Source organism: Streptococcus oralis (assembly GCF_001579175.1).
Taxonomy (GTDB): domain Bacteria; phylum Bacillota; class Bacilli; order Lactobacillales; family Streptococcaceae; genus Streptococcus; species Streptococcus oralis_O.
Map to the genome: position 1 here is coordinate 584,151 of NZ_KQ970759.1, position 3,576 is coordinate 587,726.

The window sequence follows — 3,576 nt, forward strand, 5'->3', positions numbered from 1 at the left end:
TATCATATTCGATAATGACAAAATCGTTTTTAAAGGGACAATGAAATTCTGACAACAAAAAAAGCCTCAAGTAATTGAGACTTTTGTAAATTAATCTGCGGTTCCGTTGAAATCATAGAAGGCATTGTCTTCTTTATAGCCACGAAGTAATTCAATGACTCTAATTTTTTTACCACCTTCAGTCAATACGACTTGATAGTAAGCACCAGCCTCTTCAGGTTTGTCTGCATTATCACCAACAGCTATAGTAAAATTATCCTTTCCTTTCAGTTGACTTTCTAAACTAACAATAGTTCCTCTGAAAGAGACTGGAATTGCCTTCACTTGTTCTTCTGAAAGAACACTGTACCTAATGCTTCTACCGTCATTATTTGAAATGGTTCGCTTTTCTTTATCGAATTTTAAAGTAGATCCTACTCCACCACTAAAAATAGAACTATCATAACTATCTTCTTGTGAAAAGCCTGTATAGCTATCTTTTAGCACATTTTTAGCAATAGAATCAGGTGATTTTTGACCACATGCTCCTAGAAAAATCAAGGCTAACCCTACTAAAACAATTCTTAAAAAGTGCTTTGCTTTCATCATTTTTTCTCCTAATCATTATTTACCTCATTATAACAAACATCATTTTTTCTTGCAAGTGTTTATATAACTTATTGTACATCTTTTTAGATAACTTCATCCGCAAAGAAGTCGTCTCCATCATCATAATAATCATAGTCACCGTGAATAACACTAGCTGCAGCTGCTTGGAATAATTCATCTGTGGAAGTAAAGGATTGGGATTGTACCTTTTGCCCTTTACTGTGACGGCCTGATAATTTAGGAGTTTCTCCATTATTGCTGAGGAGAGGCATAGTCAAACGTTGCCTCCAGTCTATGATGTTGTTGAAGGCTGTACCAGCATCAACTGCTATCTCCTGAAGTTCTAGCTCACGGTGTGCACTTTCGACTGGAATATCTGCAAGAGTCATCGATGTATCAAATTCCTCTTGTAAGAACATGTACTTGTAAGGGAAGCTGTTCTTATCATGTGCGAAGATTGGATCCGTTGTGACCTTACGTCCAACATTATCCCGTCCCTTGACTCCACGTAAGATAACTGCTTCTCCTTCCTGGAGTTTGGCCAATTGTGTTGGTGTCAACAACTCTTGTTTTGGATTCTCAACAGCTACATTTGGATTGGCTTCGTCCAAAATATTGCTGGAGCGCCGTCTTCTGGTGATGGTACGTGTACCCAACTCAGCACTAAATTTCTTATTAGTATCTGGAGACGTTGTTTTGACGTAAACCTTCAACGAACAGTTATCCATAATTGTTTGAGCAACATTTTGACCATATACATTGTACAGTTGCTCCAGATTTTGAATCCATAGGTAATAGAGAATGTTTTGTCCCAATCCGATAGAAATTTTCGTATCCATGTGAGGAATAGCTGGCATGTTTGTAAACTCATCTAAGATATGGAGAATGCGATTGATACATTTCCGACCATTTGTTAATGCAAGCTCATAGTTGGCATTGTATAACTGATCTAAGAACAAAGAGACAATCCCATTGTACTCTGTGCGGTTTGGCGGTGTTACCAGGTAGATGATTTTCGGTTTATCTGAATAAATCAGTTCAATATCCGACTCCTGAAGAAGATTTTGGGTGTCTTCTTTATTCTTAAGAACGGTTATATCGATATGATCTAAAATTGGCTTCTTGGTATACTCATCTAGTTCTAGACTATCTCCAACTTTTCGATAGACTTTTTCAGCTGAAAATTGGAAGACTTGATCCCGAACAGGGGAATGGCCATTGTTCTTATGGTTGAAATCAATCGTTACCGTAAACTGATCTGGAAGTTTAGGCTCGATGGCATAGGTCAGATAGCCTTCCCCATCTACAAGAGCTGTAGCTTGCTTTACATAATCGACCTTCTTTTCGACTTTACCCCACTTCTTCAATCCTGTAATCGTTACTTTAGCAGTTTTGTGCTTGAACTCATTTTTAAGTTGACTATTGGTGCTTGATCTCAACTTGACAGACAATCGACGTGGGAAACCAAAAGACTCTAAATCAATAGAGTTTTTGGAAGTGAGCTTCGCCACGTTGTCTTGCAAGAACAGGTTGATACCTGTCATCATGCTAGAGTAGACATTCCCTTTGGTTTCATCACCACCAAAGTCTGAAGCACGAAATTCGATATCAGCCATTTGTCTAAATTTTGAGAATTGTTTTTGATTGACTTGTCTCAAATTATCAAAATAGACTGTGATTTTTGATTTCTTCGATACTTGTTGTTCTCTGCTTGGATTCTCGACGATTTCGCCAGCTCCATCTACAAAGACTTCTTCAGACCCCATTGTCGCCAAGAATTTCGCAACGTTAGGGATCGTAATGGTATCCCAGGCATCGTCTTCACCATTTTGATAGGTTTCATTAGCTCGATCCATCAAAGCCATTGTAAGAGCATTAAACAGGGATATAGAAGACTTACGGAAGTATTCCGCATTTCCCTTCTCTCCTCCCTTTTGTTTGGGATAAATGGATTCTGCGACTGCGTTGACATAGGTTTGAGTTTTCTCATAGTAGCCCTTCTTTGCGGCTGCTATGGCCAAAGCTAGAGGATTGTAGGACATGGACCAATCCATATTTTGGAAAGAAAGAACATTGACATCATAGCCACGTTGCCTCATGAGCTTGTAAGAAGCTTGGTAATGCTCACCTTTATTATCTCCTACAGCCATCGATGGTTGCAACTCCGCACGGCTATTGATTTCAATTGCTGGAGTGATATGACCCTCCCCTTTACCTGAACGAGTCATCCCAATTCCTAACAAGTTAGTAGGCTTATCCTCAATGTAAAAGTAACCAGAAGGAAAAGCTAACATGCCTAAAATTCGCTCCGCATTGGTCACATATCGACTGATTTTCCTATTTTGCCATAAGATTTGGGTTCTGAGTGTTTGCCCTGCTAAATCATGAGTCAGTTCATGAAATACAGGAGCCCCACCCTCACCTGGATAAGTTAAAGCTTTATTGGGGATCTTTTTGTATTGTCGACGAATTTCATCAACCGTCACAAAGCGATCATCTCCTTCTTCATTGTTGTTATAGTCTCGAAACTGCTCGAAGTTTATCCAGGCAGATTTCCAGGCGATAACTAAGCCCAATAGAAAGAGTGGAAATGCTAAAATCGGTGCTATAAAGAAGACTTTAGCGTTCAATAAACTTTGAAATAAGAGGCTGTTTAAGTCAAAGTTTACGGCCTTACTAGCATCTTTAAACGACCAAATACTAAAATAGAGAAAGCGGATTGTAGCTCTCAAAACAGTAACCAGGTAATTGGTTAAGATAAAAGCAATAAAGCTAAAACCTAATCCCATATAAACGAAGCTACGGTAACTTTTAAAATAAAGAATGGGTTTCATTTCTTTATCAAAACGTTTCCGTTCTCGTTTAACAAAAGGGAGGGTATAGAATATCCTGAAGAAAACATTCCAAAGAATGAGAGAGACAAGCGCAAAGATTTTAGGTAAGAATGACTTCATTCCATTGAGCAGCCCTCTAACTGATTTGAACCAT

Annotated in this window: 2 protein-coding genes; both read right to left on the bottom strand. The window is 38.6% G+C overall.

Going from position 1 to position 3,576, the window contains the following annotated elements; translation table 11 throughout:
• Window positions 1–90 precede the first annotated feature (90 nt).
• Window positions 91–588, bottom strand: coding sequence for a hypothetical protein (locus tag SORDD24_RS02925; RefSeq protein WP_081103489.1), 498 nt, complete (start codon window positions 586–588; stop codon window positions 91–93).
• Between the two features lie 83 nt (window positions 589–671).
• On the bottom strand, window positions 672–3,576 hold a 2,905-nt coding region (locus tag SORDD24_RS02930; protein WP_419579775.1), incomplete at its 5' end, for a VirD4-like conjugal transfer protein, CD1115 family.

Excerpts from the sequence above, each read along its gene's own strand:
- SORDD24_RS02925 (WP_081103489.1), bottom strand. The coding sequence starts at position 588 with ATGATGAAAGCAAAGCACTTTTTAAGAATTGTTTTAGTAGGGTTAGCC.